The 26,524-nt window shown below is 69.9% G+C and carries 29 protein-coding genes and 1 pseudogene; 6 read left to right on the forward strand and 24 right to left on the reverse strand.

What is annotated here, in order from left to right; genetic code table 11:
• The first annotated feature begins 299 nt into the window (after window positions 1–299).
• Window positions 300–623: a hypothetical protein gene (locus DJ476_RS12420; protein WP_093755868.1), complete on the forward strand. Its 324-nt coding sequence runs from the start codon at window positions 300–302 to the stop codon at window positions 621–623.
• On the opposite strand, the gene DJ476_RS12425 is transcribed toward DJ476_RS12420, so the two are convergent.
• On the reverse strand, window positions 599–3,568 hold the full coding sequence (locus DJ476_RS12425) for a helix-turn-helix transcriptional regulator (RefSeq protein WP_112492495.1): 2,970 nt from the start codon (window positions 3,566–3,568) through the stop codon (window positions 599–601). The two genes, DJ476_RS12420 and DJ476_RS12425, sit on opposite strands and share 25 nt — an antisense overlap.
• 1,036 nt (window positions 3,569–4,604) lie before the next feature.
• On the opposite strand from DJ476_RS12425, the gene DJ476_RS12430 reads away from it, so the two are divergent.
• The 4 genes and pseudogenes from DJ476_RS12430 to DJ476_RS12445 all read left to right on the forward strand — a co-directional run bounded on the left by DJ476_RS12430 (window position 4,605) and on the right by DJ476_RS12445 (window position 9,032).
• The gene (locus DJ476_RS12430) at window positions 4,605–5,828 is read left to right on the forward strand and encodes an alpha-lytic protease prodomain-containing protein (RefSeq protein ID WP_112490524.1); all 1,224 of its coding nucleotides are present in this window, start codon (window positions 4,605–4,607) and stop codon (window positions 5,826–5,828) included.
• 136 nt (window positions 5,829–5,964) lie between these two features.
• The gene (locus tag DJ476_RS12435) at window positions 5,965–6,972 is read left to right on the forward strand and encodes a helix-turn-helix domain-containing protein (protein ID WP_112490525.1); all 1,008 of its coding nucleotides are present in this window, start codon (window positions 5,965–5,967) and stop codon (window positions 6,970–6,972) included.
• Between the two features lie 136 nt (window positions 6,973–7,108).
• Complete coding sequence (gene coaA / locus DJ476_RS12440; RefSeq protein WP_053559764.1) at window positions 7,109–8,104, forward strand: type I pantothenate kinase; 996 nt, start codon at window positions 7,109–7,111, stop codon at window positions 8,102–8,104.
• Window positions 8,105–8,127: 23 nt separating this feature from the next.
• Window positions 8,128–9,032, forward strand: a pseudogene (locus tag DJ476_RS12445) (DUF389 domain-containing protein).
• Between the two features lie 85 nt (window positions 9,033–9,117).
• On the opposite strand, the gene glmM reads toward DJ476_RS12445, so the two are convergent.
• The 4 genes from glmM to DJ476_RS12465 form a co-directional block, all read right to left on the reverse strand.
• Window positions 9,118–10,476 (reverse strand): phosphoglucosamine mutase, encoded by a 1,359-nt coding sequence (gene glmM / locus DJ476_RS12450; protein WP_103416873.1) that lies wholly within the window; start codon window positions 10,474–10,476, stop codon window positions 9,118–9,120.
• Between the two features lie 268 nt (window positions 10,477–10,744).
• A complete protein-coding gene (gene rpsI / locus DJ476_RS12455; RefSeq protein ID WP_019765158.1) occupies window positions 10,745–11,272 on the reverse strand; it encodes a 30S ribosomal protein S9 in 528 nt (175 codons plus the stop codon).
• A 44-nt stretch (window positions 11,273–11,316) separates the two neighbouring features.
• On the reverse strand, window positions 11,317–11,760 hold the full coding sequence (gene rplM, locus DJ476_RS12460) for a 50S ribosomal protein L13 (RefSeq protein WP_003966932.1): 444 nt from the start codon (window positions 11,758–11,760) through the stop codon (window positions 11,317–11,319).
• Between the two features lie 381 nt (window positions 11,761–12,141).
• On the reverse strand, window positions 12,142–13,761 hold the full coding sequence (locus DJ476_RS12465; protein ID WP_112492496.1) for an ABC-F family ATP-binding cassette domain-containing protein: 1,620 nt from the start codon (window positions 13,759–13,761) through the stop codon (window positions 12,142–12,144).
• A 112-nt stretch (window positions 13,762–13,873) separates the two neighbouring features.
• Between DJ476_RS12465 and DJ476_RS12470 the strand changes: the two genes are divergently transcribed.
• Entirely contained in the window at window positions 13,874–14,722 is an 849-nt protein-coding gene (locus DJ476_RS12470) for a hypothetical protein (RefSeq protein WP_112490526.1), read from the forward strand.
• A 100-nt stretch (window positions 14,723–14,822) separates the two neighbouring features.
• Here DJ476_RS12470 and truA read toward each other — a convergent pair whose 3' ends face one another.
• The 19 genes from truA to rplX all read right to left on the reverse strand — a co-directional run bounded on the left by truA (window position 14,823) and on the right by rplX (window position 26,524).
• The gene (truA, locus tag DJ476_RS12475) at window positions 14,823–15,680 is read right to left on the reverse strand and encodes a tRNA pseudouridine(38-40) synthase TruA (RefSeq protein WP_112490527.1); all 858 of its coding nucleotides are present in this window, start codon (window positions 15,678–15,680) and stop codon (window positions 14,823–14,825) included.
• 89 nt (window positions 15,681–15,769) lie between these two features.
• A complete protein-coding gene (gene rplQ / locus DJ476_RS12480) occupies window positions 15,770–16,288 on the reverse strand; it encodes a 50S ribosomal protein L17 (protein WP_018490827.1) in 519 nt (172 codons plus the stop codon).
• Between the two features lie 93 nt (window positions 16,289–16,381).
• A complete protein-coding gene (locus DJ476_RS12485; protein WP_003966937.1) occupies window positions 16,382–17,404 on the reverse strand; it encodes a DNA-directed RNA polymerase subunit alpha in 1,023 nt (340 codons plus the stop codon).
• Between the two features lie 138 nt (window positions 17,405–17,542).
• Window positions 17,543–17,947 (reverse strand): 30S ribosomal protein S11, encoded by a 405-nt coding sequence (gene rpsK / locus DJ476_RS12490; RefSeq protein ID WP_003956432.1) that lies wholly within the window; start codon window positions 17,945–17,947, stop codon window positions 17,543–17,545.
• A gap of 105 nt (window positions 17,948–18,052) precedes the next feature.
• Complete coding sequence (rpsM, locus tag DJ476_RS12495) at window positions 18,053–18,433, reverse strand: 30S ribosomal protein S13 (RefSeq protein ID WP_018490826.1); 381 nt, start codon at window positions 18,431–18,433, stop codon at window positions 18,053–18,055.
• A gap of 195 nt (window positions 18,434–18,628) precedes the next feature.
• Window positions 18,629–18,742, reverse strand: coding sequence for a 50S ribosomal protein L36 (gene rpmJ, locus DJ476_RS12500; RefSeq protein WP_003956441.1), 114 nt, complete (start codon window positions 18,740–18,742; stop codon window positions 18,629–18,631).
• Between the two features lie 60 nt (window positions 18,743–18,802).
• Window positions 18,803–19,024: a translation initiation factor IF-1 gene (infA, locus tag DJ476_RS12505; protein ID WP_003956442.1), complete on the reverse strand. Its 222-nt coding sequence runs from the start codon at window positions 19,022–19,024 to the stop codon at window positions 18,803–18,805.
• 234 nt (window positions 19,025–19,258) lie between these two features.
• The gene (gene map / locus DJ476_RS12510; RefSeq protein WP_028416683.1) at window positions 19,259–20,095 is read right to left on the reverse strand and encodes a type I methionyl aminopeptidase; all 837 of its coding nucleotides are present in this window, start codon (window positions 20,093–20,095) and stop codon (window positions 19,259–19,261) included.
• A gap of 138 nt (window positions 20,096–20,233) precedes the next feature.
• A complete protein-coding gene (locus DJ476_RS12515; RefSeq protein ID WP_018490824.1) occupies window positions 20,234–20,890 on the reverse strand; it encodes an adenylate kinase in 657 nt (218 codons plus the stop codon).
• Window positions 20,890–22,203: a preprotein translocase subunit SecY gene (gene secY / locus DJ476_RS12520; protein WP_103416868.1), complete on the reverse strand. Its 1,314-nt coding sequence runs from the start codon at window positions 22,201–22,203 to the stop codon at window positions 20,890–20,892. Before secY ends, DJ476_RS12515 begins: the two co-directional genes overlap by 1 nt.
• A gap of 391 nt (window positions 22,204–22,594) precedes the next feature.
• A complete protein-coding gene (gene rplO / locus DJ476_RS12525; RefSeq protein WP_003966942.1) occupies window positions 22,595–23,050 on the reverse strand; it encodes a 50S ribosomal protein L15 in 456 nt (151 codons plus the stop codon).
• Window position 23,051: 1 nt separating this feature from the next.
• Window positions 23,052–23,234 carry a 50S ribosomal protein L30 gene (rpmD, locus tag DJ476_RS12530; protein WP_003966943.1) on the reverse strand — a complete coding sequence of 61 codons (183 nt, stop codon included), beginning with the start codon at window positions 23,232–23,234 and terminating at the stop codon, window positions 23,052–23,054.
• Window positions 23,234–23,839 (reverse strand): 30S ribosomal protein S5, encoded by a 606-nt coding sequence (gene rpsE, locus DJ476_RS12535; RefSeq protein ID WP_010058791.1) that lies wholly within the window; start codon window positions 23,837–23,839, stop codon window positions 23,234–23,236. Before rpsE ends, rpmD begins: the two co-directional genes overlap by 1 nt.
• A 47-nt stretch (window positions 23,840–23,886) precedes the next feature.
• The gene (gene rplR, locus DJ476_RS12540; RefSeq protein ID WP_018490822.1) at window positions 23,887–24,270 is read right to left on the reverse strand and encodes a 50S ribosomal protein L18; all 384 of its coding nucleotides are present in this window, start codon (window positions 24,268–24,270) and stop codon (window positions 23,887–23,889) included.
• A 2-nt stretch (window positions 24,271–24,272) separates the two neighbouring features.
• Window positions 24,273–24,812 (reverse strand): 50S ribosomal protein L6, encoded by a 540-nt coding sequence (gene rplF, locus DJ476_RS12545; protein WP_003966946.1) that lies wholly within the window; start codon window positions 24,810–24,812, stop codon window positions 24,273–24,275.
• A 21-nt stretch (window positions 24,813–24,833) separates the two neighbouring features.
• Window positions 24,834–25,232 (reverse strand): 30S ribosomal protein S8, encoded by a 399-nt coding sequence (rpsH, locus tag DJ476_RS12550; protein ID WP_018490821.1) that lies wholly within the window; start codon window positions 25,230–25,232, stop codon window positions 24,834–24,836.
• Window positions 25,233–25,455: 223 nt separating this feature from the next.
• The gene (locus DJ476_RS12560) at window positions 25,456–25,641 is read right to left on the reverse strand and encodes a type Z 30S ribosomal protein S14 (RefSeq protein WP_003948630.1); all 186 of its coding nucleotides are present in this window, start codon (window positions 25,639–25,641) and stop codon (window positions 25,456–25,458) included.
• 2 nt (window positions 25,642–25,643) lie between these two features.
• On the reverse strand, window positions 25,644–26,201 hold the full coding sequence (gene rplE, locus DJ476_RS12565) for a 50S ribosomal protein L5 (RefSeq protein ID WP_112490528.1): 558 nt from the start codon (window positions 26,199–26,201) through the stop codon (window positions 25,644–25,646).
• The gene (gene rplX, locus DJ476_RS12570) at window positions 26,201–26,524 is read right to left on the reverse strand and encodes a 50S ribosomal protein L24 (RefSeq protein ID WP_003966949.1); all 324 of its coding nucleotides are present in this window, start codon (window positions 26,522–26,524) and stop codon (window positions 26,201–26,203) included. Before rplX ends, rplE begins: the two co-directional genes overlap by 1 nt.

Raw genomic sequence — 26,524 nt, forward strand, 5'->3', positions numbered from 1 at the left:
GTGCCGACCCGTGCCGCCCGTACCGCGCCCGTACGTGCCCTACCGGCACGTACCGCTTCGTGTGGCGCGGCCCGGTCGAGGCACTCGCCGTATCGCTCGGAGGCCGGGTCCCGGCCATGGGCGGCCGGATACGTATAGGTGATCGGCCCGCCCCGGATATTCAGGCCCGGGTGTGCTTCGTACGTTGGTGTTACCTGTCAGCGGTTGATCCGACGCGAGGGAACGCAGCCCCACCGGCACCAGTCCGCAGCAGTCCGCGCAGGTAGGGCAGGAAACCGCGATCCCAAGGAGATGGCGCCATGACCAAGCTCTACTTCCAGGTCGATGTCCCCACCAGGAACGCTGCGCAGCCCGACCGGTGCGGCCTGCACGTCTTCACCGGAGCCGCCGAGACCGAGACCGAAGCCCTCCGCATGGCGCGCGAGACCTGCGACGCCGCGGTGGCCGCCCACGCGGCGGGCTCCGCGATCCCGCGCAGGCGCCCGGACGGCTGGGGAGCGCGCGGGGTCCGGTCCGGCTGGGAGCTGGACTGGGCGGCCGCGACCGTCGCCGTCTGGGAGCACGACAGCACGCTCCGGACCTTCCAGGCCTTCCGGGCTCAGGGAGCCCCGCCGAGCCGGTGAGCGAGGTCCCGCCGGGAGAGCGCGCCGGTCTTGCGCATCGCACCGGCGATGTGCTGCTCCACGGTCCGCGGGGAGAGGTGCAGGGTCGCGGCGATCTCCCGGTTGGTCAGACCCGCGACCGCCAGCTGGGCCACCTCCTCCTCGCGCGGCGACAGCTGGTCGGCGTGCGAGGGGCGGCCGGGAGGACGGCCCTTCCTGGCGGGCTGCCGGGTCCGCAGCAGTGCCCTGGCCCGGGCGGCGTCCCAGACGGCCCCGAGGTCGGTGAAGCGCCGGGCGCAGGACTCCAGCTCCGCGAGCGCCGCCGTGGTGGCGGCCTCGTCGGGGGCGGCTTCGCCACCGGTCTTCCGGTCCGGGGAGGCGGAGCCGGTGGCCTTCCCGGTCCTCCCGGCTTTCCCGGCTTTCGCTGTCTTCCGGGCCGGTGAGGCGGCGGTGTCCGCCGTATCCGCCGCGTCGGCCGGAGCCGCCGCCACTTCCGCTCCGTCCGCCGTATCCCCCGTATCCGCCGCCAGTACGCAGCGTGCCGCGCCCTCCGTGGTCAGGGCCTGGGAGTAGGGGCGCGGCAGCTCCCCGTACGCCGCCGCGGCCTCCTCGTACAGGCGCGCGGCCTCCAGCAGTCCGTCCCGCCGCTCCTGGGCCAGCGCCTCCGTCTCGGTGAGTACGGCCCGGCTCCACACCAGCGCGGCCCGGGCGGCGGGCGCGTCACCGGGGCCGAGGCCCTGGGAGAAGTTACGGACCATGGTGCGAGCGGTGGCCCCGTCGCCCGCGCGCGCCAGCGCCTCCACGGCCCAGGGCGCGAGTTCCGCGGCCCAGGGCCACACCCCCTTGTCGGCCACCACCTTCCAGGCGGCGCGCGCCCGCTCCGCCGCGTCGTCCACGTCCTGCCGGGCCAGCGTCAGGCGGATCACGGCCCCGGCCGCCGCCGCGCCCAGGGGCACGGGCAGCTTCTCCGTCGCGAACGTCCCCTGCTGGGACAGCCAGGACCTGGCTTCTCCCCAGTTCCCCTGCGCGACGGCGAGCAGACCGCGTACGACATAGGCGTCGGAGGCGATGAACGGCATGTCGGCGGTGGCGGCGACGAAGTCCTCGCACCGCTTGTCCAGGCCCAGCCACCGGCCCGTCCACCACTCCTGGAGCAGCCGGGTCGCCATCGCGCTGTGCTCGGTATAGGGCGCGCCGGTCCGCACGGACAGCTCGCGCCCCTCCGCCAGCAGGTCGCCCACCCGCCCGTGGAAGCCGAGCCAGACGGCGGAGTCGGCGGCGTTGCACAGGCCGCGCGCCGCCTGCCGGGCGCACGCGGGGTCCGCGCTCTTCACGCGCAGCCGCTCCAGCAGGTCCCACACCTCGGGGTCGGCCCAGCTCATGGCGAGCCCCACGTGGTTGGCGAGGACCGCCGTACGCATCGCGTCGTCCCCGCTCTCCTCGGCGGCGGCCTCCGCCCTGATCAGCCACCCCCGGTGGACGTCGAGGGAGACGCCCGGCCAGTTGGGGCTGACCAGGGCCGCCATGGCGCGTACGGCCAGCGGCGAGCGGACCTCGTGCAGCTCGGCGGCGGCGATCTCCAGCACCCGCCACCCCTCCGCGAACCGACCCATCTGGTTGCAGAGCATCAGCCCCAGGTCGAGCCGCAGCTCTCCCCGTACGGCCTGCGGCAGCGCCGCGTCCTGCACGATCTGCGCGAGCACCTCCACGGTCTGGTCCGAACGCAGCCCGGTCACCGCGTTGCGGGCCAGCAGCGGGGCCAGCCGGGCGCGGGCCTGCGGCGGGAGGCCGGGCAGGGCCAGCGTCCGCTCCAGGAGCGTGATCGCCTGCTCGTGCCGGCCGGAGGCCTCCGCCGCCTCGGCCGCCCGCTCCACCGCCCTGAGCCACCGGTGGCCGTCCCCGGCCGCCCGGTGGTGATCGGCCACGGCCGCCCAGGCCACTGGCTGTCTGCGGCTGAGCGCGTTCGCCGTCCGCCGGTGCAGATCCTGGCGTACGGGGCCGGGCACGGTGGCCCGTACGGCCGAGGCGGCCAGCGGGACGGCGAAGCCGTAACGGCCCTCGTCCAGCTCGGTCAGGGCAGCGCTCTCCAGGGCCCGCAGCAGCGCGCGGCCCCCTGCCGCGGCCCCGAGCCCCGATACGGCGATCAGCTCGTCACGGCCCGCGGGCCCGTCGAGGACGGCGGCCGCCCAGACGACCGGTCGGTCCTCCGGCGCCAGGGCGTGCGTACGGCTCAGCACCAGCTCCGCCAGCCGGGCCGGGACCCCGGCCGCGTCCACCTCGGCGGCCGTACCGGTGAAGGCCGGCCACTGCTCCCGCACCATGGCCAGCAGATCGACGACGACCCGGGGCACTCCGGCGGTGCGCTCGTACAGCCTGGCCACGGCCTCGGCCGTACAGCTGCTCTCGTCCAGCGCCCCGGCGGCGGCCCGGCGGACGCGCTCCTCGTCCCAGGGCGCCAGGCGGTTCCTGAGCACCGTCAGCCCGGCCGGATACGCGATCGGCGGGCCGCCCAGCGGGAGACCGGGCACGGCCAGCTCCTCCGGGCGGTAGGTCACCACGGCCGCCGAACCCGGCCCGAGCCCTTCCAGCATCCGGCGCAGCCGCCGCAGCTCGTCCTCGCCCGCCCGGTGCACGTCGTCCACCAGCCAGAGGGTCGGCCCGGGACGGTGCCCGGTCTCCTCGGGCCGGTGCTCGTTCGCCTTCTCAGGCTCCTCAGGTTTCTCGGGCTCCCCAGGTTTCTCGGGCTTCTGAGGTGCAAGGGGCTCATCCAGGGACCCGCCGTCGGTTCCGCACCGCCACCAGCGGCGGGTCGGATCCGGTGTCCCGGGCAGGTCGGCCAGTTCCTGGAGCAGGTGGCTCTTCCCCGTACCGGCCGCGCCCTCGACGTACATCAGGACCGGTTCGGCGTGCCGGGCGGGCAGAGCGCCCACGAGAGACCGCAGGGCAGAACCACATGTCGTGATCACGCAGCCGCTCTCGCTCTCCTCCGCCCGGGCGGGCCCGAATGCGTCCTGGCGGCCGGACACGCCACGAGATTTCTTTCCTGCCCCCTGGAGAAACAAGTAGATCACTTGTTCCCGGTGAACGACAGCGGGTCGAACACCTTTAGTGAGAAGCCACTCGCGGGCAGCCACCGAAATCACCGTCGGCGGTCTCCGGGCGGGGGCGTAGGGGACGTACACGGGCGGGCGGAAGAACTCCCGGCGGTAGGAGGCGCAGCGGAGCACGCTCGGCCGACTGCTGAAAGCAGGGCGCGATGCCGTCCGGCCGGGACTGCCCGACGGCGGTGCGCACAGCTCGTTCCGCACGCCCGTGCACGGCGTCGGCCGACCGGGCCGCGCGGTGCGTCGCGCATCCCACGCGTACGTTCCGCACAGCCGGTGGACCGGCCCCTGAAGCTACGTGTCCCCGGTGCGCGCGAACATCCGGGGGCCGCGTTCACGGATACGCAATCAACCCTCCGGGCCCGTCGCCCGCCCGCCGGCCGCCCGCTCGACGCTGGTTGCCGTAAGGCCGCCGGGGGCCGGGCACCGGGGCATCGGGCGTCCGGGGGGGCGTCCGGGTCCGGCCCTCCCGGGAGCGGGCCCCGGGGCGGTGAACGACCGGCGAATTAATCAGGGGTCCGTATAAGAGGCACCCGGATGGTCATCCGGGTGCCTCGTTCGTAGGTTTCCTCCACCGGTCGACCACTCGCACCCCACGGCGATCAGCCGCACCACGACGGACTCCCGCCCCACAGGCCTCAGGCATTTCACGAAAGGCCTTCACCTTCTCCTTCCCTCCCCCCTTTCACTCTCCCTTTTCTCTGCGCCGAGCGCAGGGAATTACCCTGCCACCACAGGAAACAGTTCCGCCGAATTCTGTTAAACATTCGCCGCCTCTTCCGTCTGGTCATGACCGCGACCGGGCCAACAGAATTCATCCACCGGTCACATGAAATCCGGGATTCCGCTTCAGCACTCGGGCGGGATCAGCCATGCCGAAAACACCAGGGGAGAACGCGTGAACAAGCTCAGCAGGACTCTGTCGATCGGCGCGATAGCCGGGGCGGTGGCTCTGACCGGCGGCATGGCGGCCGCCTCGCAGCCCGCTGGGGACCCGACACCCGCCCCGTCCGCCCGTACGCAGCCCTCCGGCATGGTGAAGGCGCTCGCCGACTCGCTCGGCGTCTCCGTGGCGGAGGCCGAGCGGAAACTCGACCGGCAGACCGCCCAGCAGGAGACGCTGGAGCGCCTCGGCAGGTCCGGAGTGCCCACCAGGAGCGCGTACTTCGACGCCAAGGGCACCCTCACGGTCGACGTCGCCACCGCGCGGCAGGCCGCCGAGGTCGAGGCGGCCGGTCTCGCCGCCCGTATCCCGGCCCGGGCCCCGTCGGCGCTCGAAGGGATCAAGGCGGAGCTGGACCGGCTCGCCGAGAAGAAGCTCCCGGTCGGCGTGGAGTCGTGGCACGTCGACCCGGTCGGCAACAAGGTCGTCGTCACCGTCCGCGACACCACCGACGCCACCAGCCGCGCCTTCGTCGCCGCAGCCCGCTCCCACGGTCCGGCCGTCACCGTGGAGACCACCACGGACGACGCCCCGCAGGCCACCGCCGCCATCTCGCCCGGCAGCAAGATGAACATCAACACCTCGGACGTGAACGGCGGTTACTGCTCGGTCGGGTTCGGGGCCCGGGACCAGCGGGGCCGGCAGTACCTGGCCACCGCCGGCCACTGCATCAAGGGGCTGGACACGCTGTACTTCAGCGGATCGTCGTTCGCCAAGGGGACGCAGACCCGCTTCGCGCACGGCTACGACAGCGTCGACATGGGCATCGCGGCCATCAGCTCCGGCAACTCCGTCACCACCGCGGTCGGCGGCTGGGGCGTCGTGTCGAACACCCCGGTCCGGGGCGCCCAGCGGGCCGCCGTCGGTTCGACGGTGTGCAAGTCCGGCGCGACCACCAAGTGGACCTGCGGCACCATCAGCAGCTACAACCACTCGGTCACCTACACCGACCCCGGCCAGCCGCGGACGCTCGTCAAGGGCCTGGCCAAGTCCAGCGTCTGCATCCACAAGGGCGACAGCGGCGGTGCCTGGATCACCAACCAGGGTCAGGCCCAGGGCGTGACCTCCGGTTCCAGCGACCTCAGCTGCGACGGCAGCTTCGGCAGCGGCGCGAGCTGGATGCAGCCGCTGGACGACCTGCTCCGCTACTACGGCCTGACGCTGAACACCGCCTCCTGACGGGCGCGGCACCCGACGGGCCCCGCTCCGGCCCGATGGACGGCGGCCGTCCGGCCACCCCCCTCGGACGGCCGCCGGCCTCCCCCTCCCGTCCGGACCGGAGAGGGAGCAAGGAGAGGCGAGACAAGGAGAGACCATGGCCGACCACCACCCCATCCGCCCCGCCCGCCCCGGCCCTTCCGCCCCCTCCAGCCCCTCCAGCCCGGACGCCCTGTCACCCCAGGGGCGGGGCCGTCCCCCGTCCGCGTTCGGGCAGGCGCTGCGGGAGGCCCGGGAGCGCAAGGGGCTGACGCTGGCCCGGCTGCGCGACCATCTCGCCCGCCGCGGGGTCCGCGTGAGCACGGTGACGCTGAGCCACTGGCAACGCGGCCGCAGCCAGCCCGAGCGGCCGGAGTCCCTGCGCGCGGTCTCCGCGATCGAGTCCATCCTCGGCTGCCCGGCCGGCGGGCTGCTGGCCCTGCTCGGCCCGCGCCGCCCGCGCGGCCGCCCGCTGCCCACCCCGCCGGAGCGCCTGGAGAACGCCCGCCCCGTCTATGGGCCGGAGCCGCTGCTCGCCCGGGCGCTGGGAGAGGAGGAGTTCAGCAGGCTGAACGAGGGTACGGTGCCGGTCAGCGTCCAGGAGACCGTCCACCTGGACCGTACGGGGCGCACCGCCCGCCACACGGTGACCCAGGTGGTCCGGGCGACGCACGACGGGGCCGACCACGTCACCGCCCACCTCAACGTCGACGAGCCCCCCGGTCCCCCGATGACGGCCTCCGCCCAGTGCGGCGTCCTCCTCGACCAGCGGTGCGTCCCCGCGCTCGGGCTGACCACCCTGCGGATCGGCTTCGGGCGCCCGCTCGCCCGAGGTGAGAGCACCGTCGTCGCGTACACCGTGGACCTCGGGCCGCACGGGCACAGGACCACCCACCACGAGCGCGCCCTGCCGCTCCACGTCCGGCACTACTTCCTCCACGTGGTCTTCCACCCGGAGGCCCTCCCCGCCTCGGTCTACGGCTACTACCGCGCGCACGACGGCGCTCCCCGCGCCGACATCCGCACCCTCCCCCTGAGCGGCTCGGGCACGGCGCACATCCTGCCCGCCGACGCCGCGGCCGGGGTGCACGGCATCTTCTGGAAGTGGCCCGGCACCGCCACCTGACCCCGAGCCCCCCGCCCGCGCCCGCCCCGGTCCGCGCCACCCACGTAACCGGCCCGCCCCCACGTAGCCGACTCACCCGCCACCCACGTGACCGACCCCACCCCCCACTCCGTTAAAACTCCCGCAACAATGAAGGGTGATCACTTCGCCCGCACGGAGCCCGCAGCGCCGCACCGAGCATGCGCCGACCCCCTACGTCGACCTCTCGCGCGACGAGTGGAGCGCCCTGCGGGACAAGACCCCGCTGCCGCTGACCGCCGACGAGGTGGAGCGGCTGCGGGGGCTCGGGGACGTCATCGACCTGGACGAGGTACGGGACGTCTATCTGCCGCTCTCCCGGCTGCTCAACCTGTACGTCCAGGCCACCTCCGGGCTGCGCGGCGCGCTGAACACCTTCCTCGGGGACGCCGGGAACGGGCACGGGGAGCAGCGCGGCACCCCCTTCGTCATAGGGGTCGCGGGCAGCGTCGCCGTGGGCAAGTCCACCAGCGCCCGTATCCTGCAGGCGCTGCTGGCCCGCTGGCCGGAGCACCCGCGGGTGGAGCTGGTGACCACGGACGGGTTCCTGCTGCCGATGAAAGAGCTGCGGGCGCGCGGGCTGACCTCGCGCAAAGGGTTCCCGGAGTCGTACGACCGGCGGGCGCTGACCCGGTTCGTCGCGGACATCAAGGCGGGCAAGGACGAGGTGACCGCGCCCGTCTACTCGCACCTGATCTACGACATCGTCCCCGGTGAGCGGCTCACCGTCCGCCGCCCGGACATCCTCATCGTGGAGGGGCTCAACGTCCTCCAGCCCGCCCTGCCGGGCCGGGACGGACGGACCAGGGTCGGGCTGGCGGACTACTTCGACTTCAGCGTGTACGTGGACGCGCGCGCCGACGACATCGAGAGCTGGTATCTGAGCCGCTTCCGCAAGCTGCGCGCCACGGCGTTCCAGGACCCGTCCTCGTACTTCCGCAAGTACACCCAGGTCTCCGAGGAGGAGGCGCTGGAGTACGCGCGCACCATGTGGCGGACCATCAACAAGCCGAACCTGCTGGAAAACGTGGCTCCGACGCGCGGCCGTGCCACCCTGGTCCTCCGCAAGGGGCCGGACCACAAGGTCCAGAAGCTCTCCCTGCGCAAGCTCTGACACTTCCGGGGAAGGCGTGCCGCGTGCCGCATCTGCGTCTCGTCGTGCCCGCCGCCTCCACGGACGAGGTCGTCGCCCTCCTGGGGTCCACCGTCGGCACCGCCCGCCTGGTGGTCCTGCCGGACGCGGCCCGCTCCCCGGCCGGGGACGTGGTCCTGTGCGATGTGGCGCGGGAGTCCGGGACGAGCTGATCGGCGCGCTGCGCGGGCTCGGCATCGACCGGTCCGGCGCGATCAGCGTCGAGCACCTGGACCTCATCCTCTCCTCGCGCGCCGACCGGGCCGAGCGCGAGGCGCCGGGCGACGGCGCGGACGCGGTGCTGTGGGAGGAGCTGAAGGAGACGACGCACGAGGACTCGACGTTCTCCATCATGTACGTCTCCTTCCTCGCCCTCGCCACCATGCTCGCCGCGTGCGGGGTGATGCTCGACAACGCGGTGCTGATCGTGGGCGCGATGGCGCTCGGCCCGGAGTTCGGCCCGCTCGCCGGGATCTCCACGGCCATCGTGCAGCGCGCCCCGCGCCTGGTGGCGCGCTCGCTCTGGGCGCTGATCGGCGGCTTCGCGGCGGCGATGCTCATCACGGCGGGGTTCGCCTGGCTGATGGACACCCTCGGGCTCTTCCAGCGGTCGATGATCGAGGCGGAACGGCCCATCACCGGGTTCATCTGGCAGCCGGACTGGATGTCGTTCGTCGTGGCGTTCCTCGCGGGCACCGCCGGGACGCTCTCGCTCACCTCGGCCAAGTCCGGCGCCCTGATCGGCGTGGCGATCTCCGTGACGACGGTCCCGGCCGCCGCCAACGCGACCGTCGCGTTCCGCTACCGCGACTACCAGCAGACCATCGGCTCCGGGCAGCAGCTCCTCGCCAACCTCGGCGGAGTCGTTCTCGCCGGCACGCTGACGCTGCTGCTCCAGAAGGCGCTGTGACGGGTCCGGCGCACGCAGAAGCCCCCGGCGAGCACGCCGGGGGCTTCGGTGGACGGATCTTCCGTACGCCGGTGAGGCGGCGGGCTCAGCCCAGCGCGGACTTGACCACATCGGCCAGCCGGCCCGCGATGGCGCGCGCCTGCTCGATGTCGGCGGCCTCGACCATCACCCGTACCAGCGGCTCCGTACCCGACTGGCGCAGCAGGACGCGGCCGGTGGAGCCCAGCTCCCGCTCCGCCTCCACGACGGCGGTGGCCAGTTCGGAGGAGGTGTTCACCCGGGACTTGTCGACGTCGGGCACGTTGATGAGGACCTGCGGCAGCCGCTGCATGACCCCGGCCAGCTCCGCCAGGCTCCGGCCGGTGGCGGCGACGCGGGCCGCGAGCATCAGGCCGGTCAGGGTGCCGTCGCCGGTCGTGGCGTGGTCCAGGACGATGACGTGGCCGGACTGCTCGCCGCCGAGCGCGAAGCCCTCGGCCTTCATCGACTCCAGGACGTAACGGTCGCCGACCGCCGTCTGGACGAGCTGGATGCCCTCGCGCTCCATGGCGATCTTGAAGCCGAGGTTCGACATCACGGTGCCGACGACCGTGTTCCTGCGCAGCTGCCCGGCCTCGCGCATGGCGAGGGCCAGGACGGCGAGGATCTGGTCGCCGTCGACCTCCTCGCCCGCCGCGTCCACGGCGAGGCAGCGGTCGGCGTCACCGTCATGGGCGATGCCGAGGTCGGCGCCGTGCTCGACGACGGCGGCGCGCAGCAGGTCCAGGTGGGTGGAGCCGCAGCCGTCGTTGATGTTCAGGCCGTCCGGCTCGGCGCCGATGGTGACGACCTCGGCCCCGGCCCGGGTGAACGCCTCGGGCGAGACCCGGGCGGCGGCGCCGTGCGCCTCGTCCAGGACGACCTTCAGCCCGTCGAGCCGGTTGGGGAGGACGCCGATGAGGTGGGCGACGTAACGGTCGAAGCCTTCGGTGTAGTCGGTGACCCGGCCGACGCCCGCGCCGGTCGGGCGGTTCCACGGCTCACCGGTGCGGTGCTGCTCGTAGACCGTCTCGATCCGGTCCTCCAGCTCGTCGGCGAGCTTGTGGCCGCCGCGCGCGAAGAACTTGACGCCGTTGTCCGGCATGGCGTTGTGGCTGGCGGAGAGCATGACGCCGATGTCGGCGCCGAGCGCCCCGGTGAGGTACGCCACGGCCGGTGTCGGCAGCACGCCGACGCGCAGGACGTCCACGCCCGCGCTGGCCAGCCCGGCCACGACGGCGGCCTCCAGGAACTCTCCGGACGCCCGGGGGTCGCGGCCGACCACGGCCGTCGGGCGATGGCCCTCGAAGGTGCCCGCCTCGGCGAGTACGTGCGCCGCCGCGACCGAGAGCCCGAGCGCCAGCTCGGCCGTCAGATCAGCGTTGGCGACACCGCGCACTCCGTCCGTACCGAAGAGTCGTCCCACTGGTGTCCTCCGAAGTGCTCAGAACCACAAAAATCAAAGCAAAGCGAAACTCAGCAACCACAGCTACAACTACAAGAACAGCAAAGAGGCCGGGCAGGCGGCATGACGCGCCTCACGCGCCAGAGGTAGCAGCGTGCGGGCCGATGAACGTCTCAACGCCTGAACGTCTCATGCCGTTATACGCCTGCGGGGCCCGATAAACGAACGCCCCAGCAGCACGGAGTGTGCCGCCGGGGCGTACGTGTGGTGCAGACGGAGCAGGCGATATTTAGCGCTTGCTGTACTGCGGGGCCTTGCGGGCCTTCTTGAGACCGGCCTTCTTGCGCTCGACCGCACGGTCGTCGCGGGAGAGGAAGCCGGCCTTCTTCAGGGTCGGACGGTTGTTGTCCACGTCCGCCTCGTTCAGCGCGCGGGCCACGCCGAGGCGCAGGGCGCCGGCCTGGCCGGAGACGCCGCCACCCGAGATACGGGCGATGACGTCGTAGCGGCCGTCGAGCTCGAGCACCTTGAAGGGCTCGTTGACTTCCTGCTGGTGCACCTTGTTGGGGAAGTAGTCCTCAAGGGTGCGACCGTTGATCTTCCACTTGCCGGTGCCCGGAACGATCCGGACGCGGGCGATGGCGTTCTTGCGACGGCCCAGGCCGGCGGCGGGCTGCGGGTCACCGAAGCGGCCCGCGAGGGACTCGCTGGTGTACTCGCCCTCGACGGGAACCTCGGACTCGAAGGTGGTCACCTCGGCGAAGGTCTCCTCGCCCTCGGTGCCCTCGACGGGGTTCTCAACAGTGGTCTCGGCCACGATTCTCCTCAGATCTTTCTGTACGTCTTAGGGGGTGGCCGGAACTACTGCGCGACCTGGGTGATCTCGAACGGGACCGGCTGCTGGGCAGCGTGCGGGTGCTGGTCGCCCGCGTAGACCTTGAGCTTCGAGAGCATCTGACGGCCCAGGGTGTTCTTGGGGATCATGCCCTTGATGGCCTTCTCGACGGCCTTCTCGGGGTTCTTCGCGAGAAGCTCGTCGTAGCGCACCGAACGGAGACCGCCCGGGAAGCCCGAGTGGCGGTACGCCATCTTCTGGGTCTTCTTGTTACCCGACAGGTGAACCTTGTCGGCGTTGATGATGATGACGAAGTCGCCCATGTCCATGTGGGGGGCGTAGATCGCCTTGTGCTTGCCTCGGAGGAGGTTGGCAGCCGTGGTGGCCAGACGCCCCAGGACGATGTCCTGAGCGTCGATGATGTGCCACTGGCGAGTGACATCGCCGGGCTTGGGGCTGTACGTACGCACTTCGTAGCCTTCGCTTCTTCAGTGGATGAGGTCCAGACACATGGCACCCCTGAAGCGATCATGCAGCTGGGGCTCACAATGCCGGGAACGCTGCCCGTATGCGAGCCACTGGTAACTGCTCCAGAGAACCTACGTATGGGCCCTGAGTGCCACAGGGGCACGGCCGATACGCATAACAAACGTCGAGACTACCCGCCCCGCCCCACACGGGTCAAAACGCCTCCGCCCGCCTCCGGCCAGGCCGCGCCTCTCCAGCCCCGCCGGCGTTTGAGGCGCGGGGGCCCGGGGGGGCAGCGCCCCCGCAACGGCGCCGCACGGCACAACGCACCGCACCACCCCCACCCGACCGCGAGGCCACACCCACCCCGCCGACCGCCAAGGTCACCGCACCCGGTCCACCCGCCGCTCGTCCCACACCGGCTCCGCCGTCTCCCGTACGACCCCGTCCGACCCGAAGACCAGATACCGGTCGAAGGACTTCGCGAACCACCGGTCGTGCGTGACGGCCATCACCGTGCCGTCGTACACCTCAAGCCCGTCCTGCAGCGCCTCCGCCGACTCCAGGTCCAGGTTGTCCGTCGGCTCGTCCAGCAGCAGCGCCGTCGTCCCCGCCAGCTCCAGCAGCAGGATCTGGAACCGCGCCTGCTGCCCACCCGAGAGCCGCTCGAACGCCTGGTCCCCCTGCCGCTCCAGCTCGTACCGCCGCAGCACCCCCATCGCCCCGCCCCGGTCCTTGGCGTGCTCGGACCAGAGGATCTCCACCAGGGTCTTCCCCAGCAGCTCCGGGTGCGCGTGGGTCTGCGCGAAGTGCCCGGGCACGACCCGCGCCCCGAGCTTCCACTCCCCCGTGTGCGCCACCGGCTCCCCCGCCAGCAGCCGCAGGAAGTGCGACTTGCCCGACCCGTTGGAGCCGAGGACCGCGACGCGCTCCCCGTAATAGATCTCCAGGTCGAACGGCTTCATCAGGCCGGTCAGCTCCAGGCCCTTGCAGGTCACCGCCCGCACCCCGGTCCGCCCACCGCGCAGCCGCATCCGGATGTCCTGCTCACGCGGCGGCTCCGGCGGCGGGCCCGCCTCCTCGAACTTCTTGAAGCGGGTCTGCATCGCGTGGTAGCGGTTGGCCATGTCGGGGCTGTTCGCCGCCTGCTGCCGCATCCGCAGGACGAGCGCCTTCAGCCGGGCGTGCTCCTCCTGCCAGCGCCGCAGCAGTTCCTCGAACCGCGCGAACCGCTCCTTGCGGGCCTCGTGGTAGGTGGCGAAGCCCCCGCCGTGCACCCACACATCGCTGCCCGCCGGGCTCGGCTCCACGCTGACGATCTTCTCGGCGGCCCGGGAGAGCAGCTCGCGGTCGTGGGAGACGAAGAGGACCGTCTTACGGGTCTCCTTGAGCTTCTCCTCCAGCCACCGCTTGCCGGGGACGTCCAGATAGTTGTCCGGCTCGTCCAGGAGCAGCACCTCATCCGGCCCGCGCAGCAGCGCCTCCAGGACCAGCCGTTTCTGCTCACCGCCGCTGAGCGTGCGCACCGCGCGCCACTGCGCCTTCTCGTACGGGACGCCCAGCGCGGCCATGGTGCACATGTCCCAGACCGTCTCGGCCTCGTACCCGCGCGCCTCGGCCCAGTCGCTGAGCGCCTGCGCGTACGCCATCTGCGCGGCCTCGTCGTCGACGGTGAGGATCTTCTCCTCGGCCGCGTCGACCGCCTTCGCCGCCTCCCGGATGCGCGGCTGCGACACCGACACCAGCAGGTCCCGTACGGTCCGCTCGTCCCGCACCGAGCCCACGAACTGCGGCATCACGCCGAGCCCGCCGCTCACCGAGACCGTGCCGCCGTGCGGCTGGAGCTCGCCCGCCAGCAGCCGCAGCAGGGTGGTCTTGCCCGCCCCGTTCGCCCCGACGAGGGCGACCACGGCTCCGTCGGCCACCCGGAAGGAGGCGTCGCCGAGCAGCACCCGCCCGTCCGGTAGGTAGTACTCCAGGTGGCCTGCTTCGAGATGTCCCATACCGAGCATTGTCACGGGCGGCGAAGCGATGGCCCAACCGGTTTACGACGACGGACCGCCCGGTTCGCGGAGGCCGCGTCTTCCGTCGGACGGCACCCCCTAGGATTCGCGCATGAGTTCATGGCAAGGGGGGCCCTCCTGGGGGCCAGGGGACAACGGAACTCCGGACTGGGCCGCGCTGGCCGAGCAGTCGGCCGCACGCGCCCGCCGCAGGCGGTGGCTGATGATCGGCGGCGGGGTGCTGGCCACCGCGCTCGTCGGCGCGATCGTGGCCACCGCCGTGGTCACCACGGGCGGCGACAAGGGCGATCCGGGCAACAACGCGAGCAAGCTGCCGGCACCGGCCGACCTCCCCGAGGACACATCGGCGCCCGCGCCCTCCTTCTCGTCGGTGGCACCGCCGCCCCCGCCGGACCCGAAGGAGTACATATCCAGCGCCGACAAGGACAAGGCGCCGATCACCGTCGACGGCTTCTTCCCCGGCGAGAAGCTCGCCATGGGCGACCGCGTGCACATCAAGGGCGCCACGGGCAGCACCACCGACTGCGCGACCGGCACCCAGGGGGCCCTGGGCGCGGTCCTCAAGAACAACGGCTGTGAGCAGCTCATCCGCGCGACCTACCGCAAGGAGGGGGTGGCCGTCACCGTCGGCATCGCGGTCTTCGACACCGAGGCGCGGGCCAAGAAGACGGTCGACCAGGCCTCGGGCGGCCTCGCCTCCCTCAGCGGCGCGGGCGTCCCGACGTTCTGCCGCGGCGGTACGGTCTGCCGCCGCACCACCAACTCCTACGGGCGCTACGCCTACTTCACCGTCGGCGGCTTCACCGACGGCACCCGTGTCACCACCCAGGACAAGGACGTCTTCGCGGTCGGCGACGACCTGACGAACTTCGTCTTCCGCCAGATCCGCCAGCGCGGCCAGGTCCAGGCCTCCGAGGCCGCGGCGGAACCGGCCCAGTAGAAGACTGATCCAGCCGGCCCGCACCACAAAGCCGGGGCCGCGGCAGTTGACCGCCCGGCCTCGGCCCCTCGTCGCCTCCGCCCCTCGATGCCTCAGCCCCTCAGCAGCACCCCGCGCCCCCCGGCAACGTCCGTACGTTCCGGGCCTCCCGGGCACGCGCGGCCAGCAACTCGTCCGCCGGGTACGCCACTTCCTCCAGCGTCAGCCCGTGCGGCCGCACCACGTGCACCGCGGGGTCGCGCACCTTCGCCGCCAGCACCTCGGCGGGCCAGGCGGCCGGGCGCCGCCCGTCGCCCACGAAGAGCGCGGCCCCGATCAGCGCCCGCACCATGTTGTGGCAGAACGCGTCCGCCTGCACGGTCGCGGTGAGGACTCCGGAGCCCGGGTCCCGTACCCAACTCAGCTTCTGGAGCGTGCGGATGGTGGTCGCGCCCTCGCGCTTCTTGCAGTACGCGGCGAAGTCGTGCTCGCCCACGATCGGCGCGGCCGCCTCGTTCATGGCGTCCACGTCCAACGGCCGGTCGTGCCACAGCACATGACCGCGCGTCAGCGGGTCCACCCCGCCCGGCCGGTCGCCCACCCGGTAGGCGTACCGCCGCCAGAGCGCGGAGAAGCGGGCGTTGAACCCGGCCGGGGCGGGGGCCGCGCGCCAGATCCGTACGTCCTGCGGAAGCCGCCCCGCCAGCCGCCGCAGCAGCTTCTCCTCGTGCTCCGCCCACACCGCCTCCGGCAGGTCCACATGGGCCACCTGCCCCCGCGCGTGCACCCCGGCGTCCGTACGGCCCGCCACCGTCAGGTCGTAGGTCACCGCCGACCGGGTCACGGTCCGCAGCGCGTCCTCGATCTCGCCCTGCACCGTGCGCCGGCCGGTCTGCTTCGCCCAGCCGGAGAAGTCCTTGCCGTCGTAGGCCAGGTCCAGCCGCACCCGGACGAACCCGGGCTCCGCCTCGTCACTCACCCGCACATCTCCTCATCCACCTGGTCAGCGAAACGGGCCCGCACCGCCCCGAAGGGTGATGCGGGCCCGTCCCGTGGTCCTCAGAACGCTCAGGCGTCCTTGGACTCCTCGTCGGCCTTCTCGACCGGCTTGGCGTCCTCGACGGCCTCGGTGGACTCGGCCGCGGGGGCCTCCTCCTTCTTGAGGGCGTCTTCCTTGACCGCGCGCTTCGTGGCGGCCTCGGCCTCACCGGTGGCCTGCTGGGCCACGGTCAGCGCCTCGACCAGCTCGATGACGGCCATCGGGGCGTTGTCGCCACGACGGTTGCCGATCTTGGTGATACGGGTGTAACCACCGGGGCGGTTCTCGTACCGGGGCGCGATCTCGGTGAAGAGCGTGTGGACGACGCTCTTGTCCGTGATCGTCTGGAGCACCAGGCGACGGTTGTGGATGTCGCCCTTCTTCGCCTTGGTGACGAGGCGCTCGGCGACGGGGCGCAGGCGGCGGGCCTTGGCCTCGGTCGTCGTGATGCGGCCGTGCTCGAACAGCGACTTCGCCAGGTTCGCGAGAAGCAGCTTCTCGTGAGCGGCGCTACCGCCGAAACGGGCTCCCTTGGTGGGACGCGGCATGGTGATTCTCCTTGTGTGCTGCACCGGCCGTATCAGGTACCGGTGTCAGTTCCCGTGCGGCGGACGCCTCACGGAAGTCGTACGGGGTGGTGCTCAGTACTGCTCGGTCTCCACGAAACCGGCGTCCGCGTCGTCGTCGGCACCGAAGGCGTCGGCGGCGGCGGTCGGGTCGAAGCCGGGAGGCGAGTCCTTCAGCGCGAGGCCCATACCGGCCAGCTTCGCCTTGACCTCGTCGATCGACTTGGCACCGAAGTTGCGGATGTCGAGCAGGTCCGCCTCGGAGCGGGCCACCAGCTCGCCCACCGAGTGGATGCCCTCGCGCTTGAGGCAGTTGTACGAGCGGACGGTGAGCTCCAGCTCCTCGATCGGCAGAGCCAGATCGGCGGCGAGAGCGGCGTCCGTCGGGGACGGGCCCATGTCGATGCCCTCGGCGTCGATGTTGAGCTCGCGCGCCAGACCGAACAGCTCGACCAGGGTCTTGCCGGCCGACGCCATGGCGTCACGGGGACGCATGGCCTGCTTGGTCTCGACGTCGACGATCAGCTTGTCGAAGTCGGTGCGCTGCTCGACACGGGTCGCCTCGACCTTGTACGTGACCTTGAGCACCGGCGAGTAGATGGAGTCGACCGGGATCCGGCCGATCTCCTGGCCCACCTGCTTGTTCTGGACGGCGGAGACGTAGCCGCGACCGCGCTCGACGGTCAGCTCCATCTCCAGCTTGCCCTTGCCGTTGAGCGTGGCGAGGACGAGGTCCGGGTTGTGCACCTCGACACCGGCCGGGGGCGCGATGTCGGCGGCGGTGACCAGACCCGGGCCCTGCTTGCGCAGGTACATCACGACGGGCTCGTCGTGCTCCGAGGAGACGACCAGCTGCTTGATGTTGAGGATGAGGTCGGTGACGTCCTCCTTGACGCCCGGCACGGTGGTGAACTCGTGCAGGACACCGTCGATCCGGATGCTGGTGACAGCGGCACCGGGGATCGAGGAGAGGAGGGTACGGCGCAGGGAGTTGCCGAGGGTGTAGCCGAAGCCCGGCTCCAGCGGCTCGATCACGAACCGGGAGCGGAACTCGTCGACGACCTCTTCGGTCAGCGACGGACGCTGAGCGATAAGCATGGGGTGTGTCCTTCAGTCGTGGGCACCCACTATTTGATGCCCGACAGATGTAACAAGGGTACGGGCGGTACGCCCCTTTCGAGGCGCACCGCCCGGACCCGGCGCTACTGTCGCGCGACCGTCACCGGCCGCGACGGATCAGACGCGGCGACGCTTCGGCGGACGGCAGCCGTTGTGCGGCGTCGGGGTGACGTCCTGGATCGAGCCGACCTCGAGGCCGGTGGCCTGGAGGGAGCGGATCGCGGTCTCGCGGCCGGAGCCGGGACCCTTGACGAAGACGTCGACCTTGCGCATGCCGTGCTCCTGCGCGCGGCGGGCGGCCGACTCGGCGGCCATCTGCGCGGCGAAGGGGGTGGACTTGCGCGAGCCCTTGAAGCCGACGTGGCCGGCGGAGGCCCAGGAGATCACGTTGCCCGAGGGGTCCGTGATCGAGACGATGGTGTTGTTGAACGTGCTCTTGATGTGCGCGTGGCCGTGAGCGACGTTCTTCTTTTCCTTGCGACGCACCTTCTTGGCTGCGCCCTGACGACCCTTGGGGGGCATGTCTTGACTCCAGATGGAGAGGGGAGGTGATCGGTCCTACAGCGAAGACCGCTGGTTGCTGCGGGTTCCGGGAGAACCGGAGGTCCGCAGTGCGTCCGCTGAGGACTACTTCTTGCCCGGCTTCTTCTTACCGGCGATGGCGCGACGCGGGCCCTTGCGGGTACGAGCGTTCGTGCTGGTGCGCTGACCGTGGACCGGCAGACCACGACGGTGCCGGATGCCCTGGTAGCAGCCGATCTCGACCTTGCGGCGGATGTCGGCCTGGATCTCGCGACGGAGGTCACCCTCGGTGCGGAGGTTGGCGTCCACGTACTCGCGGATCTTGACCAGGTCCTCTTCGGCCAGGTCACGAACGCGGGTGTTCGGGTTCACGCCGGTGGTGGCGAGGATCTCCTTGGACCGGGTGCGCCCGATACCGAAGACGTAGGTGAGGGCAACCTCCACGCGCTTTTCGCGCGGGATGTCAACACCTGAAACGCGTGCCATTCAATGGCTCCAGTTGTTAGATCGGGGGTCTTCCGCAGTGCCGCTCCCGACCGCCGACCACCCGCTGGGAGTGGTGGTACGTCCGGGTCCCCGGCCCCCGCCGGAGGTGTCGTCAGCCGTGGCTTGGACGGGCACTGCGTATGTACGTGATTACGTGCGTCGCGCGAAGAACTGCGAGATGCAGGCGGTCGTGCGTCAGCCCTGGCGCTGCTTGTGGCGCAGGTTGTCGCAGATGACCATGACCCGACCGTGGCGGCGGATCACCTTGCACTTGTCGCAGATCTTCTTGACGCTCGGCTTGACCTTCATGGGATGTCAGGTTCTCCGGGTCAGTGCCATCACCGCGCCGAAGCGGGGTGGGGGCAAGATCTACTTGTAGCGGTAGACGATCCGGCCACGCGTGAGGTCGTACGGAGAGAGCTCCACCACAACCCGGTCATCGGGGAGGATACGGATGTAGTGCATCCGCATCTTGCCGCTGATGTGCGCCAGGACCTTGTGACCGTTCTGGAGCTCCACCTTGAACATTGCGTTCGGGAGGGACTCGATCACGGTGCCCTCAATCTCGATGGCACCTTGCTTCTTGGCCACGCTTCGCCTTTCGAATCGGCTACCTTGATCGGCTCCTTGCGATCCCCTGTCCTACCTGCAGACATACGGATGCACCAGAGCCGACGAGTCAGTCTACGTCAGCGGACTCCAAAAGACGAATCCGTCAAGTTTGCCCACTGCGGGCGATCCTTAGACCTGCCGGAGGGGGTCTCATCACCCGATGGGGTCTCCCCTGGTCCTCTAGACCTTGGGGAAGGGTCCGGAGGGGTCGTATCACCCCAGCGGGTCCGGCGCCGCCTCGATGCCGTACTCCGCGAGCTTCGCCCTGCCGCAGTCCGGGGCGGTCAGGACCAGCGGACCCTGTTCGGTCAGGGCGATGGAGTGCTCCCAGTGCGAGGACCAGGTGCCGTCCGTCGTGATGACCGTCCAGTCGTCGGCGAGGGTCTCCGTACGGGCCGTGCCGAGCGAGACCATCGGCTCGATCGCCAGGCAGACGCCCGGGACCAGCTTGATGCCCTTGCCGCGCTTGCGGGAGACGTAGTTCAGCAGGTGCGGGTCCATGTGCATCTCGGAGCCGATGCCGTGGCCGCCGAAGTCCTCGATGATCCCGTACTTGCCGGTGGCCGGGCGGGGCTGGCGGCGGATGAAGGTCTCGATGGCCCGGGAGATGTCGACGAGCCGGTTGTTCACCTTCATCGCGGCGATCCCGGCCCACATCGACTCCTCGGTCACCCGGGACAGCTCGACCAGCTCCGGAGCGTGACCCGTGCCCACGAAGGCCGTGTACGCGGCGTCGCCGTGCCAGCCGTCCACGATGGCGCCGGCGTCGATCGAGATGATGTCGCCGTCCTTGAGGACCGTCTTCTCGTCCGGGATGCCATGGACGACGACCTCGTTGACCGAGGTGCAGATGGTCGCGGGGAACCCGCCGTAACCGAGGAAGTTCGACTTCGCCCCGTGGTCGGCGATCACCTTCCGGGCGACCTGGTCCAGGTCCTTGGTGGTGGCGCCGGGCACGGCGGCCTCCCGGGTGGCCGCGTGAATGGCAGCGACCACCAGCCCCGCCTCGCGCATCTTCGCGATCTGCTCGGGGGTCTTGATCTGCACCATTGCTCGGCGCCTCTCTGCATCGACGGTGACGGGGGTACGGGCGGACTGCGGCCGTACCCAACGATACGGGCGCAAACAGTCGGCCGCGGCGCCCTGGGGCGCCGCGGCCGGCTGTACAGCGGTGGTACGGGGTGGGGCTCAGCCCTCGTCGGACTTGAGCGCCTCCATCGCGCGGGCGGTCACCTCGGTGACCTTGCCGAGCGCGGAGATGGTCACCACCAGGCCCTGGGCCCGGTAGTAGTCGATGATCGGCTCGGTCTGCGTGTGGTAGACCTCCAGCCGCGTCCGGACCGTCTCCTCGCTGTCGTCGTCCCGCTGGTACAGCTCGCCGCCGCAGGTGTCGCAGACACCCTCGGTCTTCGGCGGGTTGTACGTCACGTGGAAGACGTGCGCGCTGTCGCTGCGGCAGATGCGGCGACCCGCGATCCGCTTCACGACCTCGTCCTCGGGTACTTCGAGATCGAGGACCGCGTCGAGCTTCACGCCCTCGTCCTTGAGCATCACGTCAAGGGCTTCGGCCTGGCCCACGTTCCGCGGGAAGCCGTCCAGCAGGAAGCCGTTCACGGCGTCCGGCTGGGACATGCGGTCCTTGGCCATTCCGATGGTGACCTCGTCCGGCACCAGCTGGCCTGCGTCCATGTAGGCGCGGGCCTGCTTGCCAAGGTCCGTGCCCTGGCTGATGTTGGCGCGGAAGAGGTCGCCCGTGGAGATGTGCGGAATCGAGAGGTTCTTGGCAAGGTACGCAGCCTGCGTTCCCTTGCCGGCACCCGGAGGCCCGACGAGGACGATTCGCATCAGCGGAGGAACCCTTCGTAATTGCGCTGCTGGAGCTGACTCTCGATCTGCTTCACGGTTTCCAGACCCACACCCACGATGATGAGGATGCTCGTCCCGCCGAACGGGAAGTTCTGGTTCGCACCGCCGAAGCCTGCCAACGCCATCGTCGGCACCAGAGCGATCAGGCCCAGGTACAGCGAGCCCGGCCAAGTGATCCTGTTGAGCACGTAGCTCAGGTACTCGGCAGTAGGTCGACCTGCCCGGATGCCCGGGATGAAGCCACCATACTTCTTCATGTTGTCGGCGACTTCGTCGGGGTTGAACGAAATGGCCACGTAGAAGAAGGCGAAGAACACGATGAGTACGAAGTACACCGCGATGTAGTACGGGTGGTCACCCGTCACGAAGTGGTCCTGGATCCAGGTCGCCCAGCCCGCGGTGGAGTTGGAGAACTGGACGATCAGCGACGGGATGAAGAGCAGCGAGGAGGCGAAGATGACGGGAATCACACCCGCCTGGTTCACCTTCAGCGGGATGTACGTCGACGTACCGCCGTAGGAACGGCGCCCGATCATGCGCTTCGCGTACTGCACGGGGATGCGGCGCTGGGCCTGCTCGACGAAGACGACGAGGGCCACCATGACGAAGCCGATGAGGATGACCGTGCCGAACTCGATCCAGCCGTCGGCCAGCTTGCCGCTCTCCTTGATGGCCCAGAGGGCGCCGGGGAAGGTGGCGGCGATCGAGATGAACATGAGGATCGACATGCCGTTGCCGATGCCCTTGTCGGTGATGAGCTCACCGAGCCACATGACGCAGGCCGTACCCGCGGTCATCGTGATGACCATGACCAGCGTCGTGAAGATGGACTTGTCGGCGACGATCTGATCGCCCACCGAGCAGTTCTGGAACAGCGCGCCGCTGCGCGCCGTGGCGACGAGGCCGGTGCCCTGGAGGACGGCCAGCGCGACCGTCAGATAACGCGTGTACTGCGTGATCTTGGCCGTGCCGGACTGCCCCTCCTTCTTGAGGGCTTCCAGACGGGGGATCACCACGGTCAGCAGCTGGAGAATGATGCTGGCCGTGATGTACGGCATGATGCCGAGCGCGAAGATGGTGATCTGCAACAGGGCGCCACCGCTGAACATCTGCATCAGACCGAGCAGGCCACCCGAATCGGCCTGGTCGATGCACTGCTGGACCTTCGCGTAGTCGACGCCGGGCGCCGGGACGTGGGCCCCGAGCCGGTAGATCACGATGATGCCGAGCGTGAAGAGCAGCTTCTTGCGCAGGTCGGGCGTCTTGAACGCTCGGGCGAACGCGGTGAACACGGTGCCTCCTGCGACCCCCGCGCTATGCGTCAGAGGCGACGGGTCTGGATGGGACTGGATGGGATCGGATACAAGGCAGCCCTACATCGTAAGGAGGCCACAAAAGATTAACGGCGCTACCCTACCCGGCCCGGGACTGAGCAGGAAACACGCACTGCACCCCGGTGCACCGCCCGTCCCCCGGCCCAGGCCGTGAAAGACCGGCCAAGCCACACCATTTGGGACGTGAACGCCCCTCCGCTCCCCCACCGCCGGTGCGGTGGACACCCGTTCAACCTTTCCCGAGCCTTTACGGTTCCCGTACATCGCCCCGAAATGGTTCCGGGCACGAAAAAACCTGGCCGGCCACCTCCGAAGAGGCAGCCGGCCAGGCTCAGTTCTGTCCCGTGGCTCAGACGAGCTCGGTGACCGTACCGCCGGCGGCGGTGATCTTCTCCTTGGCGGAGCCGGAGACGGCGTCGACCGAAACCTGCAGCGCTACGGAGATCTCGCCCTGTCCGAGGACCTTGACGAGGTGGTTGTTGCGCACGGCACCCTTGGCGACCAGGTCGGCCACCGTGACCTCTCCACCCTCGGGGTAGAGCGTCGCGAGCTTGTCCAGGTTCACGACCTGGTACTCCGTGCGGAACGGGTTCTTGAAGCCCTTGAGCTTCGGGAGACGCATGTGGAGGGGCATCTGGCCACCCTCGAAGCGCTCCGGAACCTGGTAACGGGCCTTCGTACCCTTGGTACCACGGCCTGCGGTCTTACCCTTGGACGCCTCACCACGACCCACACGGGTCTTGGCGGTCTTGGCGCCCGGGGCAGGCCGGAGGTTGTGGGCCTTCAGCGGGCTGTTCTCCGCCATGTCAGTCAACCTCCTCAACCGTCACGAGGTGGCGGACGGTGTGCACCATGCCGCGGAACTCGGGGCGGTCCTCCTTGACAACCGAGTCGTTCAGGCGCTTGAGCCCGAGCGAACGCAGGGTGTCGCGGTGGTTCTGCTTGCTGCCGATGTACGACTTCGTCTGCGTGATCTTGAGGCGAGCCATTACGCACCCGCTCCCGCACGCGCACGGAGCAGAGCCGCGGGGGCGACGTCCTCGAGGGGCAGACCGCGGCGGGCCGCGATCTCCTCGGGACGCTGCAGGCCCTTGAGGGCCTCCACGGTCGCGTGCACGATGTTGATCGCGTTGGACGAGCCAAGCGACTTCGACAGGATGTCGTGAACGCCGGCGCACTCGAGCACGGCACGCACCGGGCCACCGGCGATAACACCGGTACCGGGGGAAGCCGGCTTGAGCAGGACGACGCCCGCAGCCTTCTCGCCCGTGATCGGGTGAGGGATGGTGCCCTGGATGCGCGGGACCTTGAAGAAGTTCTTCTTGGCCTCTTCGACACCCTTGGCGATGGCCGCGGGAACTTCCTTGGCCTTGCCGTATCCGACACCGACGGTGCCGTCACCATCGCCCACCACGACCAGCGCGGTGAAGCTGAAGCGACGACCACCCTTCACAACCTTGGCGACGCGGTTGATCGCGACGACGCGCTCGACGTACGCGGTCTTCTCGGCGGCGCTGGCGCCACCGTCACGGCCCTTCCGGTCCCGCCGCTCGCCGCCACCGGCACCGCTTCCGCGGCGCTGGGGTCCAGCCATTGGATTTACCTCTCTCTGTTACGTCCGCTGTGCGTAGGAACCGGGGCTTAGAACTTCAGCCCGGCTTCACGGGCGGCGTCAGCCAGAGCGGCAATCCGCCCGGCGTACTGGTTACCACCGCGGTCAAACACGACGGCCTCGACGCCTGCGGCCTTGGCGCGCTCGGCGACCAGGGCGCCGACCTGCTTGGCCTGGGCGCTCTTGTCACCCTCGCCACCACGGATCGAGGTGTCCAGGGTCGACGCCGACGCGAGCGTGTGGCCCGCGATGTCGTCGATGACCTGGGCCACGATGTGGCGGTTGGAACGCGTCACGACCAGACGGGGCCGCTCCGGCGAACCCGACAGGTGCTTGCGGACGCGGATGTGGCGCCGCTTGCGAGCAGCGCGCTTGTACGCGTCGCCCTTGGCGATCTTCACACCGTATGCCATGGCTACTTACCAGCCTTTCCGACCTTGCGGCGGATGACCTCGCCCGCGTACTTGACGCCCTTGGCCTTGTACGGGTCGGGCTTCCGCAGCTTGCGGATGTTGGCGGCCACTTCGCCGACCTTCTGCTTGTCGATGCCCTCGACGCTGAGCTTCGTGGGCGACTCGACCTTGAAGGTGATGCCTTCCGGCGCCTCGATGAGGATCGGGTGGCTGTAGCCCAGGGCGAACTCCAGGTTGGAGCCCTTCGCCTGGACGCGGTAACCGACACCGCTGATCTCGAGCGCCTTGGAGTAACCCGCGGTCACGCCGGTGATCATGTTCGCCACCAGCGTGCGGGACAGGCCGTGGAGGGCCTTGTTCTGACGCTCGTCGTTCGGGCGGGTGACGTTGAGCACGCCGTCCTCACCCTTGGAGACCTCGATCGGCGCGGCGACGGTGTGCGTGAGGGAACCCTTGGGGCCCTTCACCGCGACCGTACGGCCATCGATGGTGACGTCCACACCGGCGGGAACCTGGATGGGGAGCTTGCCGATTCGCGACATGAGCTTTCCTTCCTTTCCCGACTACCAGACGTAGGCGAGGACTTCCCCACCTACGCCCTTCTTGCCTGCCTGCTGGCCGGTCAGGAGACCGTGGGACGTGGAGATGATCGCCACGCCCAGGCCGCCGAGCACCTTCGGCAGGTTGGTGGACTTTGCGTACACACGCAGACCCGGCTTCGAGATGCGCTTGATGCCGGCGATCGAGCGCTCGCGGTTCGGGCCGAACTTCAGCTCGAGGACGAGGTTCTTGCCGACCTCGGCGTCCTCGACCTTCCAGCCGGTGATGAAACCCTCCTGCTTGAGGATCTCCGCGATGTGCGACTTGATCTTGCTGTGCGGCATCGAGACATCGTCGTGATATGCCGAGTTCGCGTTACGCAGACGCGTGAGCATGTCTGCGATGGGATCAGTCATGGTCATGAGTTGGCCTTCGGCCTCTCTCGCCGGGGTTTCCTGTATGCGCCATCCCTCTCCCCACTCAGTGGCGGGACGGGTGCGGCGCGGGGACCTACGGCGTAGTAAGTCGGTCGTGGGCGGCAGGCGCCCAACCCTTCAAGCCTACGGCATGAAAGGAGGGGCTCCTGCCGACCAGATGCTTACCGAGAGTCTCCGGAACTTCCCTTCGCCCTAGGGCGGAGGAGAGTTACCAGGAGCTCTTGGTCACGCCCGGCAGCTCGCCACGGTGAGCCATCTCACGAAGGCACACGCGGCACAGGCCGAACTTGCGGTAGACGGAGTGGGGCCGGCCGCAGCGCTGGCAGCGGGTGTACCCGCGGACGCCGAACTTCGGCTTACGGGCGGCCTTAGCGATCAGAGCCTTCTTCGCCACGGTCAGTTCTCCTTGAACGGGAAGCCGAGGTGACGAAGCAGGGCACGACCCTCGTCGTCGTTGGTCGCCGTGGTGACCACGGTGATGTCCATGCCCCGGACCCGGTCGATCTTGTCCTGGTCGATCTCGTGGAACATGACCTGCTCCGTGAGACCGAAGGTGTAGTTGCCACGGCCGTCGAACTGCTTCGGCGACAGGCCACGGAAGTCACGGATACGCGGCAGCGCGAGCGACAGCGTACGGTCCAGGAACTCCCACATCCGGTCACCGCGGAGGGTGACGTGGCAGCCGATCGGCTGGCCCTCGCGCAGCTTGAACTGCGCGATGGACTTGCGGGCCTTGGTGACGGCCGGCTTCTGGCCGGTGATCGTGGTGAGGTCCTTGACGGCACCGTCGATCAGCTTGGAGTCGCGGGCGGCGTCGCCCACACCCATGTTGACCACGATCTTGACCAGACCGGGAACCTGCATGACGTTCTCGTACGAGAACTCCTCACGCAGCTTGCCGACGATTTCCTCGCGGTAGCGCGTCTTGAGACGCGGCGCAGTGGTGGCAGTCATCAGATGTCCTCACCGGTCCGCTTGGCAACGCGGATCTTGTTGCCCTCGTCGTCGAAGCGGTAGCCGACGCGGGTGACGACCTTGTTGCCGTCCTTCTCCACGACCAGCTGAACGTTGCTGACGTGGATCGGAGCCTCGGTGGTCACGATGCCACCGGTCTGCGAACCGCGAGCCGTCTGACCGGCCTTGGTGTGCTTCTTGACCCGGTTGACACCCTCGACGAGGACGCGGTCCTGAGCGGGGTAGGCCACGATGACCTTGCCCTGCTTGCCCTTGTCCTTACCGGTGATGACCTGGACCAGGTCGCCCTTCTTGATCTTCAT

It is taken from the genome of Streptomyces bacillaris (genome assembly GCF_003268675.1).
Classification (GTDB): domain Bacteria; phylum Actinomycetota; class Actinomycetes; order Streptomycetales; family Streptomycetaceae; genus Streptomyces; species Streptomyces bacillaris.